Consider the following 13,173-nt stretch of genomic DNA (forward strand, 5'->3'; position numbering starts at 1 on the left):
TTATGCGACGATCACTTCTCGCGGTCGGCTCGGTCGACGATGCGGCCCTTCTCGAGCACGAATAGTCGCACACGCCTGTCTGTTGGCAGCGGCGCCCGGACGTGCGGGAGGTTCTTGGGCTCAGCAGCTCCGATCCGAAGAAAGTTGATGCGGGCAGCCGTCAGGCTGACGCCGTTCGGCCCGCCTCGCTTGTCTTCGGCATCGCCATCGTCCTGCCCGTCATCTTCCCAAAGACAGATTGGACAGATGTCGTACGCCCCGCGGCTCGGGAGCGTTGCGTAACCGCAGCATGGACACGGAAGTGGTGGCGCACTGGCGTCTAATGACATCGCAGGCTCCTATCGCGGCCGTCCCTTAGGACCACAGCGCCTTCACCCACAACGAGGCGGAGCAAATATGTCGTCATTCGATCAGCTGCATTCTGCTGGACGCTTCACAGCGACACTCGCGCGCGCCTCATGGAACGAGGGCCCCAAAATCTGGACGATCGAAGTACGTGGGACTGGTGGGTCTGAAGAACGTACGCGTAGTTCCATCCGCGTTATACGCCCCAAATCTCCCAGTCTGCGCATCAAATAGGCGGATCACTCCCCCGCTGTCAACCTTGGTCGGAATCCGAGCCGATTGAGCGTCCTGGAAGAAGCGAGATGCCATCCCCGCGTACTCATCCGCAGTCTTCGCACCAAAATCCTGCCCGTGCTTAGCGAAATGTGCGGCAAGGGTTTCGGCCCTTCCCCACGTCTCGGCTGCGCCCATCTCCAGCTTGGCAGCCTTGGCAGCCTGCATCGTGTCCGCAAGTCTTTCGACCCTGACAAGTGTTCCGAGAGCAGGAATGCCAGGAAGTAGCCCGACAAGGTCCCCGCCGACGCCGACGAGATTCGGAATCGAGGGAACGGCTGCAAGCGCAACCAGGCTGGACAGAAGCGCAACGCCGTCACCGAAAACCGGGATGAACTGTGCGGCAACCCCGACAGCGGTCGCCACCCCTTCAACTGTGCTGCCGACGGAACCCTGCTCCGGCTCCTCGTTATGCAGCGCCGTCTGAGTCTCCTCCTTCTTCTCTTTGCTTTCGGCTTCGGTCTGGTCCTCGGTAGACGCCATCGTGGATTGCTTGCGGTACGACGCATCGATTCTTTCCTCGGCTCGCTCGCGAATCGGGCCGTCGGGGATCGCTGCGCCGTCGTAGAACATTGCGGGCGCTAATCCGGTTGGATCGGCGAAATTGACCGGATCCCCCAAAACGTAAGCGTACCGATACCGGTCCACGATATCCGCTTGGATGAACACGCGCGCGAGCGAGTCATACACGCGTGCCCTAAGGTACACCAGTGACCCAGACAGCCTCACCGCATTCGCGTATCCGAGTTCAGTGCGCGTAGACTCCGTCTCTCCAGTCGCGAGGTCGATTGACCCGTAAGGCGTGTACCGATACTCCGCTCCGCGCCTACCACCATTCAGCGATGTCGCGACGACGGATCCCAGTCGCGTGCGATAGTAGAAGAGCGTGCGGTCACTGCGCGCGCTCGCGACGCGGGTGCCTGCGAACACGACGTGGGCGTCGACCTTCACTGAAGCATTGAGCGGGGCGCACGTGTCCGTGCTCGAGCATCCCGTCGCTCCGCTCGCCGTCACGCTCGCGTACTCGCCGACATAGAACGAGAAGCGCTCGCCCTCCTGCCGATACAGGAGTTCTCCACCTGGCGCGTAGTAGAGGCGCTCGCTCCCGGTGCTCCGGGAAACTTCGGTGAGGTGACCGAGCAAATCGTACGCGAAGCGCTCGACCCCGGTACCGGCTAGGCTGACCGGGGACCCGACCCCGTCCACCGCGCTGCGCTTGATGTTCGCGAGCTTGTCGAGAACGACGCCGGTTCCCTCGGAGACCGGAGTGTAGTCCTCGGTGACGGTCTGCCGCGGGCGCGGAGTGGTCGCGGCGAACATGTTCCGGAGGGACTGCACCGAGTCGATGTTTCCCACGCCGTTGAAGACGAAGTTTTCTTCCCAGTCCTGCGTCAGCGCACCAACGCTTCCCGTGGGCGCGGCACGAGCCTTCGTAAGCCTGCCGCCGGCGAGGTACTCGTTCAGATACGACGTCCCGGTCAGGCTGTCGGTGAACGTCTTTAGCTTCGGCCCCTGATACGTTGCCGCGGTCAGGTCGGTCCGGAACAGGTCGGCGGTTGCGTTCACGGACGTTCCGACGCACGACACCCCGGCGTCGAATCTCTTGCACTCACCTTCCAGAGCCCCGCTATAGGCGTTGTAGATGCGCGCGCTCACGACGAGGCCGTCGTCGGCCTTCATCGTCGGCACGCGGCCGAGGGCGTCGTAGCTGCCGAACTGGCTCGCCGTACCGTTCACTGCCTCATACACCCGATGCGCGGACGGCTCCGTGCCGAGCTGGCCGACAAGGCCGACAGGGCGCCCGGCGGAGTCGTATTCGACGCTGTACCGGTAGTAGTAGGTCGAGGCCTGGTACGGATTGATGACGCGAGACTCGAGCACGCGCCCGTCGGCGCCGTACGTAGAGCTCACGGTGAATCGCTTGCTCGAATCGAGCCGGGCGAACCACTGGTCGCGTCGCCACACTCGGCCGGCGTCGTCGTAGCCGTAGGCGATGACGGTCTGGCTTGCCGCGTTCGCGTCGGAGTCACCGCCCTCAGTCCACGAGAGCTTCCCCGCCAGGAAGCTGTAGCCGGGGTCGTCCGCGTACGGTGCGTCGTAGTGGTTGCGCGCCACCACGCGCTCCTTCGCGGTCCCGTTCACGAACGTCACCTCGCGCAGCTCGGTCAGCCGGCCGAGGTCTCCTTGCGCGTAGACGTAGTCGAGTCCCTCGCCCGTCGCCGGATCCGTGAGCAGGTAGTCCAGCCGCCCGGCCTCGTCGTAGCTGCTCACCTTGTGGATGCCGCGGGCGTTCCCGTCCCAGACGTCGACGACCTGTCCTGCGGCGTTGTACTGGATCGTAGAGATGGGCCGAGGGGTCGCAAGCGAGCGGTTCGCTGCCTCGCGCCAGGACGCGATCTCGCGACCGAGCGCGTCCCGCTCGATCCACGTGTAGTTGCCGTCGAGATCGATGCCGCCGAGCTGCTCCCCTCCCGGACCACTCAACGTCACGACCGCTGCGGCTCCCGACCCGGAGACCGCGTTCGTCTCCGGAGGAATGACCGAGGTCGCGATGAACGTGCCGGCGTACGGGCCGCGCTGACTCACCGTCATGAGCGCGTGCCGGGTCTCGGTCGCGAGCCGGAAGGCCGTCGTAGGGCTCGAGTTCGACGTGCAGGTGGACGCCGCTCCGGGCAGCGTGCCGTTCACGTACTGGTACGATGAGCACCAGGCGGCGCCGCGCCGCTGGACGGGGCTGGATGCAAGCTGGTCGTCGTAGGTGGTGACGGTCGCGCGAACGCTCACGCCGCGCGAGGCGAAGGCGTTGGACGCCGCGTAGTTCACGAACGCCTCGCCCACGTCGTAGAACGGCTCCACCTTGACGCGCTCACGTCCACCGCCGTCGTGGACGACCACGCCGCTGACCTTGTATCCCGACGCGAACTGCGTGACCTGCGCGCGCGCATCCGGCGTCGAACCACCACCGAGGCGTTCCCTCACCTGGATGACGCGCCCGAGCCCATCACGATAGACGACCACCCGCGCGACGTCGTCCGACGTCGGGGCGCCACCCGACAGCGCGAAGCTCTTCTCGATTGCGAAGCGCGAGGAGACCGTTGCGCGGGGGAGGGCCGAGTCGAGATACTCGTGGAACTCGACCCCAGCGTTGACTGTGACCGCGCCAGCAGGAACGGTCGTCGACGCAACCCCGCTCTGAACCGAAAACGGCTGCTTTGCAACTGCCAGCGTGCGCCCAAAGGTATCGTACAGGTGATACCGGGTGATCGCGTCGCGAGGCGCGACCGTCGCACCATTCGAGCGAACCAGGGCCGGACCGGTTTCCGACAGGCGAAGCCCCGTCTCCGGGTCGACAGAGAATGTCGTCCGCAGGGTCGTCAGCGTGTCTTGGGTATCCTCCTGCGTCACGTACAGCGCGCGCGCGTCGTAGACGTATCGCTTCGTCGCCCCGCCTGACGTGGTTGAATCGAGCAGCCCGAACGGCCCTCCGTACGTATTGCTCGTGAGGTTCGTTCGCGCCGAGCCCACCGGCGAGTACTGGGCCGTGAGGCGGCACATGGCGTCGTACTCCCTCACCTCCACCGTCGAGGTCGTTCCGCTGGACGATCTCGTCGTGGTCACCTTCGCGGGGATCTGCCTGCAAGCGCTGGACGTGACAATGGTCAGATCCGTCTTCAGCGGCGTGCCGGACATCCCCGCGAGCACCGGCGTCGACGTGACCACCCTCGCGATGCCGTTCTCATCGACATCGGGACATAAGATCGCCTGGCGAACCCCAGCCTCCGTGGTCCCGTAGAGACTCTTCTGGAACTGCTCCTCGACGACAGTACGCACGGGGTAGTCGGACGCAGCGGGCTCGTCGGCGACGCAGCCGATCCCCACTCCATCATTCAGGCGCTTGACCCCGTAGCTGTATGTCGCGTCCTCGAAGTAGTCGACCGAGGCTGGCGGCAGCACCGACACGTCCCCTGAGACGTACCCGCGCCTCACGCGGACGGGACGGCCCGTGAACGCGTGCGAGGTCGTGGCCCACAGGGTGTGACGAACGCTCTTCGTCGCGGCATTGGATGCCCAGCTCTCCCCGAACCCGCGCTCGTCCCACTTGATTGGATCGTACCAATCGCGGACCGAAACCGGGTTCGAGTACGCGTAGAATGTGCTGTCGGAGAGGCCGTGCCCGGGCACCGCCACGTCCATGCGGGTGACCACGGGCTTGCGCGCGCGAGCGGATGCGCCAAAGACGGCCGAAGACTCATAGGATACCGTGTACATCGCACCATCCGGCACCTGAATCGAGCGGAGTACCAGCGGACGGGCAACGCCGGCCGTGTTCGTGCCGCGCTGGAACCACATCTCGGGTGGTGCATCCACGTACGTCCACAGGAAATCCTGAATGCCATCGCCGTTGAGATCTGTGAATTGGCCACTCCTCTTTGCGTCTTGAGGAAGATCCACGACGCATGTGCACCACAGAGTTTCGCGGTACCCGTACTCGTCCACAGCGGTTCCGCAGGGCACGTCATACCCGAAGGCGCCCACATAATCGTACGTCGCATACTGGGGCCCATTAGGAATTGCGCTCCCCCCGAGAAACCCGCTTCCAGTGTTCCACTTGACGCTTGAACCCTTGAGGTAGTCAGGACGCCCGTCGCCGTTAACATCGAGCAAGACTCCGATTCGGTAATCGGGGTTCTCGAAGTTCACGACGCCGCACTCGTACGTACCGTCTGGCGTCCCCGGGACCGCAATGCCAGACGTATTGGGTTCGTCCATGTATCCGGCCAAACCCGCTGAATCGCCCCATACGAAGTACGTGTCAGCGTTGCTGGGAGGCATACCGGCGCTCAGTCCCACTTCCCAACGGCCCAGCGAATCGTAAATGATCTCTGGAACGGTGGCCGTCTTTCCCTGGCGTGCTCCGTGAATCCAAACGGAGTCGTTCAGCCCGTCGCCGTTCATGTCCACGCCGAGCCAGATATGTTGGTTGATAAAGTTGGGAGCAAACCACTGTGCGCCTGGGGCGGGTTTTGGAGGCTCCGCCATGTCTTCCCGGTAACCCCATTGCCCCATTTGCTTGAGGGACGTCGACGTGCCGGCAAGAGGGTCGAAGGCAATCAGCCAATAGTCGTAAAAGCAGCCCAGCGTGTTGCAGGCTGCACCAGGGTCTGCCGCGATATCCGGTACCCCGTCGCCGTTGAAGTCGACCACCGCGCCGCGCGGAAGGGGGATCTCCGTGCTAGAGAATGCAAATCGCCCGTCGGAACCAACCACTCCTCGACGAACCGCGACATTGAAGTTGGTTGGATCGCTCCTGACCGCATCGAGCAGGCCATCCCCGTCGAAGTCCTGCAGGTCCTCCGCTGTGACGTAAGTGGGCGCGTCGAAGCCCTGGACGGCGGCAAAGATGATCGACGACGACCCGACCGGCGTGATGTTTCGCGCCCACTCCAACTTGGGAGAAGCGAGCCATGTATCCCAGATCGCGTCCGTGAGGCCGTCACCATCGACGTCGACCCACCTCGTCCCGGACTGGCGCGTCTTCGGATCGGTGATGGTGGTCGCAGTCTCGAGTGCGTAGCCTCCCCCCTCATACCCGAATACGGTCGGCGGCAGCGATGTCGCGCCGTAGCGCGGCTCCACCTGGCTTATCGACGCGACGCTCCGGATTCCTGCGTCGTCAGGAAGCGTGTAGGCGATTTGGTTGTCCTGAATCGCTACGTACTCCGTGCTGGATCCGCTCTTCAGGCTTTCCACTACGACGCGCTTGAGCGAACCACGCATGCTCAAGACGCACTTCCCGATTGCCTGCGGGTACGCGCGCTCTGGTTCCGCGAGCTCGAGTCGCACGCGCGTCGCGTAGGCGCCCGATGGGGTCTTGTTGTAGAGCACCTCAGTGATGTCAGGCGACCATGCGGAAGTGGATGGAGCCGTGTACCGATACTCGACGACGTTGCCGTCGAGATCTTGGACCTTAGTTAGATAGGCCCGCTCGTCGCAAAGCACACGGTCGAACGTGTACGTCGTCCCCTGGCCATCCACGGCCGTGTAGGTTCCGCCTGCGCCGACCGTCACCCGGAAGTGGGCGTCCTCGATCTCGGGTCGGTATCCATTCGCCGTCGACACGAGGCGCGACCGCTGGCCATCCCTCACGAGGAACAGGTGCGATTTGTTCGGCGAGCCACGGCGGTCCGTTTCGATGTAGGTGGCCGTCAAGCTCCATCCATGCCCGTAGCCGACGTCCTGGTTCGCGGCACTCGAGTAACGGAGCGTGAGGCTCGGCTGCACGCGACCGCGCGCCTTCGGAGCATCGAACGTGTACGCGTAGCTCAGGTCGCCCGTGTTCTCGTTGACGGTCGGCCCCTCCTGTGCGGAAGCGCCGGCGCAGACGACGAGCAGGGCTGCGAATCCGAATGCCTTCATGGCGCTACCTCCACGGTCGTGCACGCCGTGCGCTGATCCGTTGCCGCGCAGATTCTCGTTCGTCCCGCTTTCATTGCCTGGAAGAGGCCCTGTCCCAAGGACGCCATGATGCGGTGGTCGTCCGTGCGCCATGCCGGCGTGGACGCCGCCTGCTTCGGATGCGCCTGGAACAGCATCACTTCGCCGAGCTGTAGGCGCGCAGCCGAGGGCTGGATCGCGAACGGTTCATCCGCCACGGTGACCTGCACCTGGGCGGTGGCCTGCATGTCGCGAACTTCCGCCACGATCTGCACTGCGCCGACGCGAGGACCAGCGCGAACCTCTCCGTTGCGCACCGTGACGTTCGGACCCAGCGAGCGCCACGTCGCCACGTGTGCGGGCACGACCGTGCCGGTCTGCGCATCCAGGAGCTTGAGCGTCGACGCCTCGCCCGGCCGAATCGCGATCGTCGGCGGCTCGATTCGGAGTGAGCTGACGCCGTGCACGACCACGGAGAGGGATGCGACCCCATCTGCGGCCACGATGCGCGTACGGCCAGCTCGGAGACCGACCAACGCGCCCGACGGATCGATCTTCGCAATGGTCGGGTCTTCGCTTCGCAGCGCGCCAGGGGTGATCACACTGCCGGGGCTCGCGGGCAGCGGAACCGGCGCGCCGATCTGCGAAAGGAAGATCTCTCGCTGGCTGAATGCCACGAATGGGCGGTCCGCCCTGGCGCTGCCCGGGAGCGGAGCGTTTCGCTCGGCGGCGCTGGCCAACAGTTCCTGCGCATCTGGCGGCCGTTCGCCACACGCAGTCGCACTCGTTACGACCAGCGCGGCAAGCGCGATCGCCACTGAGCCGAAGTGATACCGCTTCTGCGGATCTGCACTGCGCCTCGGCAGCATGCGCGCTCCCGTTCTCGGACTGCAGAAGTCGACGCTCTCGCGAACACCGGGGCCACCGCGCTGTACGCGACCAGTGAATACACTATCGGTCTTTTCACGGATGGGAAGATCCGCTCATCGCGAACCGGGTCCCCGAGTTCGTCCCAGGGAGCTTGCGTCACAACTCTCGTCGAGACCGTTCGCTGCAGATTTCGCGTCGGCCCTGCGACACGCTTGACACTGATAGTGCACATGCGCCAGTCTTTCCGGTGCGATGCTGGCACGACGACACGTGTCGCGACGCGGAGGCCGCTCATATGCCGACGGCAAGGCTACTGACTGCGACTGTATTGTTGGCGTGGGCGGCCGAGGTCGCTGCCGTGAGTTGCCTCGACGATCCGGAGCCGCCGGTGGCTCCACCGTGTTACGAGTATTTCTGCAGCGAACTCAAGGGGGCCTGGATCAAGCAAGCACTGCCTTCCGGGAGCGCGTGCAGTGATGGGAACGCGTGCACTTATGGAGACAAGTGCAACGGAACCGGGACGTGCACGGGGACTGCTTATTCCTGCACTGCAGGACCATGCGAGACCGCCGCATGCAATGGGACGGGAGGTTGCTCGAGGACCCCTGCAAACGCGGGTGCGGTGTGCCGAGCGGCAGCGGGTACGTGTGACGTCGCGGAGGTATGCAGCGGCGCCTCCACGAGTTGCCCAGGAGACGCGTTCAAGTCCTCGACCTTCGTTTGCCGAACGTCGGCTGGAGTGTGCGACGTAGCCGAACGCTGCACCGGGACCGCCGCTGCATGCCCGGCTGATGCGTTGATCGCCGCCACGACCGTCTGCCGGGCCTCTGCAGGGGTCTGTGATAAGCAAGAGAGCTGCACGGGAGCCAGCGCGTCCTGCCCCGTGGATGCTTTCGAGAGCAGTGCGAAGATCTGTCGGGCGTCCAGTGGACCGTGCGACCCAGCTGAATCCTGCAGCGGGGCTGCTGCGCTCTGCGGAACGGACAGCAAGCTCCCGGCCGGAACGTCGTGCCTCGCCGACGGCTGCGCGTGCACTTCGTCGGCGGTCTGTGCCGCCACGCAGGCAGTTACGCTCTTCAGCTACGACAAGTACGGCAATCAGACGCTGAAGGCATCGCTCGGAACCGGCGACGTCTGCGTGGCCCAGTGAACGCGGCGGCCAGGGTCGCAGCCGACCCGACGAGTCGCCCCGCTACCCCGGCAACATCCGGTACAGCTCCTCGAGCCGGCCCTCGGCGTAGGCCTGGACCAGCTCCGGATACGCCCCGCGATCCAGCTCGCGCAGCAGGGCGTACTTCCGGCCGTGGTAGTGCCCCACCGCCTCGGCGAGCCGCCAGCCGTCCCCGCCGCCGCGCGCGACGGCGCCCTTGAACACGGCGTGCCGCAGCACGTGCACGGCCTTCTGCACGGCGGGGACCTTCCGGCGCGCGCCCTCGGCCCGGTAGCGGAGCGCCCACAGCAGCGCGTAGCGATCCACCTTGCTGCGCATCGCCTCGACCGAGGTCGCGAAGCGGTGCTCGACGTGGATGGGCAGCTGCACGGTGGGCGCGGGCGGCAGCGACTCGTGCACGATCATCGACGGGTCCCAGCGCGCCGCCTCGCGCCGGATCAGGCGGACGTGGTGCTCGGTGCGGAACAGGAACCGGTGGCCGTCGAGATCGGCCCAGTCGCGCCGGACGAGGCCGTGGTACGGCGCCTCGCCGCCGCCGGTCGCCTTCCAGGCGCGGATGGCCGCGATCGCCTCCGGCTCGAGCCACTCGTCGGAGTCGAGGAAGAAGACGTGGGTGCACCCCTCGAGCGCCTCCACGGCGGCCGCCCGCGCGGCCCCGTACCCGCGCCAGGCCAGCTCCACCCGCCGGAAGCCGCGCGCGCGCACCAGGTCGGCGGAGCCGTCGGTCGAGCGGGAGTCCACCGCGACGCACGTGTCGGCCACCGCGGCGATGCCGGCGAGGCACCGATCGAGCGTGTCGGCGCTGTTCCCGTGGATGACGAACCCGCCGAGGCGCATGGCGGCGGACCCTACTTGGCCCGCCCCGGCGCGCGCAAGCGCGGCGTGCCGGGGCGGCGCCGCGCGCGCGAGGGCTCCACCCGGGCGGCCTCCACCGATACAATGCCCGCATGTCGCAGCCTGCCTTCCAGGGCCCGCCTCCGTCGGGCCCCGGCGCGCCTCCGCCGCCGCCCCCACAGCGCCCGCCGCTGCGCCACGCCCCCGGGATCCTGCGCCTGGTGGCCCTCGCCGTCGCGTTCCTCGGCACCGCCGCGCTCCTCCTCGCGCTCGCGCTGCGCGGCCGCCCCGCGGCCCCCTCCACCCCGCTCACCGCGCTCCCGCCGCTCGAGGCGGAGCACGACCAGCGCACCGGCGAGGACGTGGCGCCGTTCACCGGGTTTGCCGTGTCGGTCGAGACGATCCCGCCGGGCGCGCTGGTGCTGGTGGACGGCGTGGCCCGGGGCGAGGCGCCGGTGCTCGCGGGCCTCGACTGCCCACCGGGCCGCGAGATCGAGATCCGGGCCGAGGCGTCGGGCCGCCGCGCCGCCACCCGGGTGGCCTGCCGCGCCGACGCGCTGGTGAAGATCACGCTCCGGCTCGAGCGCTAGCCTTGGGCGCGCGCGCCGCCGAGCGGATCTTCTGCGCCTGCGCGCCGGGCCTCGAGGCGGTGCTGGCCGCCGAGCTCCGCGCCCTGGGGCTCGAGGCGCGCGCCGTGGACGGCGGCGCCGAGGCGGTGGGCGAGGACGCCGCCGCGCTCGCGTGCCTGGGCGCGCGCACCGCCGACACCGCGCTCCTCCGGCTGTGGGAAGGTCCCGCCGCCGAGCTGCCCGCCGCGAAGCGCGCCGCCGCGGCGCGGGCCGGCGGGCTGGAGCTCCTGGTGCGCGCCCGGGGCGGGCACGCCACGGTGAGCGTGGACGCGGCCGGCGCGCCGCTGTTCCGGCGCGGCTGGCGCGCGCGCGTCGGTGCGGCACCGCTCCGCGAGTCGCTCGCCGCCGGCATCCTGCTCGCCTGCGGGTGGACCGGCGACCGGCCGTTCCTCGATCCGATGTGCGGCTCGGGCACGCTCGCCATCGAGGCCGCGCTCATGGCCGCCGGCCGCGCTCCGGGCCTGGGGCGGAGCTTCGCGTTCGAGCACCTCCCCGGCCACGACGCGGCGCGCACCGCGCGGCTGCGCGCGCACCTCGCGGCGCGCGCCCGCCCGGTGAGCGTGCCCATCCACGCCTCCGACCGGAACGCCGGCGCGCTCCGGCTCGCGCAGAAGAACGCGGCCGCGGCCGGCGTGGCGGACGCGATCGCGTTCGCGCGCGAGGACGCCGCGCGGGTGGTGCCGCCGCCCGGCGCGGGACTGTGCGCGGTGAACCCGCCCTACGGCGTGCGCCTCGACGAGGACGCGGCCGGCGCCTGGCGCGCGCTGGCCACGCTCATGGGCCGGCTCGCCGGATGGGAGGTGGCGGTGCTCGGGCCCGACCGCGGGCTCGAGCGGCTGCTCCCGCGCCCGCCCTCCGAGGCGCTGCCGGTGCAGAACGGCGGGATCCGCTGCCGGTTGGTGCGCTGGCGCGGCTGATCGTCCCCGCGCGGGCAGGCGGCCAGGCGGGCAGGCCGCCGCGCGCACGGGTCCGCATCGTGTGCCCGCATGTGGAGGGAGCTCGCCGCCCGGCTCACCCGGCGCCCGCGCGCCGACGCGGCCGGAGGCCTGCTCGTGCCCAGCCGCGCCCGCCCGGGCCGGCCCAAGATCGACGTCGCGCGGGTGGCGCACCGCTTCCCGAACGAGGTGATCGCGCTCCAGGACGTGAACATCGCCGTGCACGCGGGCGAGTTCGTGTGCCTGCTCGGCCCGTCCGGCTGCGGCAAGACCACGCTGCTCTACGCGCTCGCCGGGCACCTCGCGCCGAGCGGCGGGCGCATCTCCATCGACGGCGTCGAGGTGAAGGGTCCCGGGCCGGAGCGCCTGCTCGTGTTCCAGGAGCCGGCGCTGTTCCCGTGGCTGACGGTGCGGCAGAACCTGCTGTTCGCGCTGCGGGCGAGCGCGATCAAGCGCGCCGAGTCGGCCCGGCGCGCCCGGACGTTCGTGGAGATGGTGGGCCTCACCGGCTTCGAGGACGCGCTCCCGCACGAGCTGTCCGGCGGCATGCGCATGCGCGTGCAGCTCGCCCGCGCGCTGGCGCTCGACCCGGCGGTGCTGCTCATGGACGAGCCGTTCGCGGCGCTCGACGCCCAGACCCGCGGCCAGATGCAGCAGCACCTGCAGCGGATCTGGATGCGCGATCGCAAGACGGTGGTGTTCGTCACCCACGACGTGCGCGAGGCGCTGGTGCTGGGCGACCGGGTGGTGGTGATGGCGGCGCGCCCGGGGCGCGTGCTGGAGGATCTCGAGGTCCGGCTGCCGCGGCCGCGCGACCCGGACGATCCGGCGCTGGTGGAGCTGTCGCGGCGAATCCGCGACGAGCTGCGTCGCGCCGACGAGTCGGGGCGCCGGACGGCGCCGGCGGAGGAGGGACGGGATGCGCGAGCGGCTCCGGACGGCGGTGTTCCTGGCGGGCGCGCTGCTGACCTGGGAGCTCGCGGCTAGGTACGGCCCCTGGCCGCGGTGGCTGTTCCCCGGGCCGTTCGCGGTCGCGGACAGCATCCGCGCCATGGCCGCCGACGGCCGGCTGGCCGCCGCGGTGCTCCGGTCGCTGGGGCGGCTGGCGCAGGGGTACGCGATCTCGATCGCGGTGGGCGTCCCGCTCGGCGTGGCGCTGGCGCGGAGCGCGCTCGTGCAGGCGGCGCTCCGCCCCGTGACCACCGGCCTCCAGGCGCTGCCGTCCATCTGCTGGCTGCCGCTGGCGGTGCTCTGGTTCGGGCTCTCCGAGGCGGCCATCGTGTTCGTGGTGGTGATGGGCTCGCTGCTCGCGGTCTCGATCGCCACCGAGGACGCCATCGCGGGCGTGGACCCGGTGCTCCTGCGGGCGGCCGGCACGCTCGGCATCCGCGGCCCGCGCTTCCACCTGGGCGTGCTCCTCCCGGCCGCGCTGCCCGGCATCCTCACCGGCCTGAAGCTGGGGTGGAGCTTCGCGTGGCGCGCCCTCATGGCGGGCGAGCTGCTGTTCGTGGCGGGCGGGCTGGGGCAGCTCCTCGCCCAGGGCCGTGAGCTCCTCGACGCGGCGCAGGTGATGGGCGTGATGGTCTGCATCGTGGCGCTCGGGATCCTGGTGGACCGCGTGCTGTTCCGGCTGCTCGAGCTCCGCGTGCGCCGCCGCTGGGGCCTGCTCGAGGCCGCCTGA

Annotated in this window: 8 protein-coding genes; 4 read left to right on the forward strand and 4 right to left on the reverse strand. The window is 68.7% G+C overall.

Annotation, left to right across the window (positions count from 1 at the left end; translation table 11 throughout):
• Positions 1 to 11 precede the first annotated feature (11 nt).
• The 4 genes from ANAEK_RS22865 to ANAEK_RS20635 form a co-directional block, all read right to left on the reverse strand.
• Positions 12 to 329 (reverse strand): CPCC family cysteine-rich protein, encoded by a 318-nt coding sequence (locus tag ANAEK_RS22865; protein ID WP_083779860.1) that lies wholly within the window; start codon positions 327 to 329, stop codon positions 12 to 14.
• Positions 330 to 456: 127 nt separating this feature from the next.
• On the reverse strand, positions 457 to 7,035 hold the full coding sequence (locus ANAEK_RS20625) for an RHS repeat-associated core domain-containing protein (protein WP_012528063.1): 6,579 nt from the start codon (positions 7,033 to 7,035) through the stop codon (positions 457 to 459).
• Positions 7,032 to 7,922 (reverse strand): hypothetical protein, encoded by an 891-nt coding sequence (locus tag ANAEK_RS23200; RefSeq protein ID WP_012528064.1) that lies wholly within the window; start codon positions 7,920 to 7,922, stop codon positions 7,032 to 7,034. Before ANAEK_RS23200 ends, ANAEK_RS20625 begins: the two co-directional genes overlap by 4 nt.
• 1,193 nt (positions 7,923 to 9,115) lie before the next feature.
• Complete coding sequence (locus ANAEK_RS20635; RefSeq protein WP_012528065.1) at positions 9,116 to 9,931, reverse strand: glycosyltransferase family 2 protein; 816 nt, start codon at positions 9,929 to 9,931, stop codon at positions 9,116 to 9,118.
• A gap of 110 nt (positions 9,932 to 10,041) precedes the next feature.
• Between ANAEK_RS20635 and ANAEK_RS20640 the strand changes: the two genes are divergently transcribed.
• From ANAEK_RS20640 to ANAEK_RS20655, 4 genes are all read left to right on the forward strand, one after another.
• Positions 10,042 to 10,518, forward strand: coding sequence for a PEGA domain-containing protein (locus tag ANAEK_RS20640; RefSeq protein ID WP_012528066.1), 477 nt, complete (start codon positions 10,042 to 10,044; stop codon positions 10,516 to 10,518).
• A 2-nt stretch (positions 10,519 to 10,520) separates the two neighbouring features.
• Entirely contained in the window at positions 10,521 to 11,474 is a 954-nt protein-coding gene (locus ANAEK_RS20645; RefSeq protein ID WP_012528067.1) for a class I SAM-dependent RNA methyltransferase, read from the forward strand.
• Between the two features lie 69 nt (positions 11,475 to 11,543).
• Positions 11,544 to 12,479 carry an ABC transporter ATP-binding protein gene (locus ANAEK_RS20650; RefSeq protein WP_012528068.1) on the forward strand — a complete coding sequence of 312 codons (936 nt, stop codon included), beginning with the start codon at positions 11,544 to 11,546 and terminating at the stop codon, positions 12,477 to 12,479.
• Positions 12,412 to 13,173, forward strand: a complete 762-nt coding sequence (locus ANAEK_RS20655; protein ID WP_041454135.1) for an ABC transporter permease — start codon at positions 12,412 to 12,414, stop codon at positions 13,171 to 13,173. The genes ANAEK_RS20650 and ANAEK_RS20655 overlap by 68 nt, the downstream gene beginning before the upstream one ends.

It is taken from the genome of Anaeromyxobacter sp. K (assembly GCF_000020805.1).
Classification (GTDB): domain Bacteria; phylum Myxococcota; class Myxococcia; order Myxococcales; family Anaeromyxobacteraceae; genus Anaeromyxobacter; species Anaeromyxobacter dehalogenans.